The sequence below is a fragment of the Halolamina salina genome (genome assembly GCF_042678005.1).
Taxonomy (GTDB): Archaea; Halobacteriota; Halobacteria; order Halobacteriales; family Haloferacaceae; genus Halolamina; species Halolamina salina.
Genome location: NZ_JBHUDH010000085.1, coordinates 1 through 922, shown reverse-complemented (window position 1 = coordinate 922; position 922 = coordinate 1). Strand labels below are relative to the sequence as shown.

Genomic DNA, 922 nt, shown 5'->3' with positions numbered 1-922 from the left:
ACGCGATCCGACGAGATGAACAGTACGATCGAACAGTGGATCGACGACCTCGTCGCCGGCGTCGACTCCGCCGACGAGGCCGCGACCGCGTTCGAGACGCTCGAGATCGGCGTCGACGACGTACTGCTCGACACCGACGACCCCGACGTGATCCGCGAGACCGTCGAGGTCCGGGACCGCAGCGAGCGTGAACGGCTCGACCTGCGCTACGCCGAGGTCAAGCAGGTCGAGGAGACCGGCGCCGCCGACCGCGTCTGCATCGACACGGGCTCGCTGCTGGAGGACGACGAGGGGATGCTCGTCGGCTCGCTCTCCCGCGGCCTGTTCTTCGTCCACGGCGAGACCGCGGACTCGCCGTACGTCGCCTCCCGGCCGTTCCGGGTCAACGCCGGCGCGGTCCACGCCTACGTCCGGACGCCCGAGGGCGAGACGAAGTACCTCGCCGAACTCCAGTCCGGCGACCGCGTGCAGGTCGCCGACACCGCCGGCCACACCCGCGAGGCGATCGTCGGCCGCGTGAAGATCGAGAAGCGCCCGATGTTCCGCGTGCAGGCGGAAGTCGAGACCGACGACGGCCCGGACGTGGTCGAGACGCTGCTGCAGAACGCCGAGACGGTGAAGGTCGCGACGAAGGAGGGGCGGAAGGCCGTGACGGATCTGGAAGCCGGCGACGAGGTGCTGCTGTACTACGAGGAAGGCGGCCGGCACTTCGGCGAGAAGATCGAGGAGAGCATCATCGAGAAGTAAGCGGTCGTCGAGTCTTTTTCGGTGGGATCGGTCGGAGGTGTCGGGATCAGCGACTCGCCCAGCAACAGCAACTCGATCGTTGGCACCTTGTGACCGCACCGCCCCGCACAGCCCACAGACCTCCCCAGCCGACTCGTTCGCTCCTTTCAGTCGCTCACTCGTCCCTCGCGCGCTC

At 68.1% G+C, this 922-nt stretch carries 1 protein-coding gene; it reads left to right on the top strand.

All coding sequences use genetic code 11. The features are described 5' to 3' along the window. On the top strand, positions 1-747 hold a 747-nt coding region (locus ACFR9S_RS08350; protein ID WP_379818413.1), incomplete at its 5' end, for a 3-dehydroquinate synthase II. Positions 748-922 lie beyond the last annotated feature (175 nt).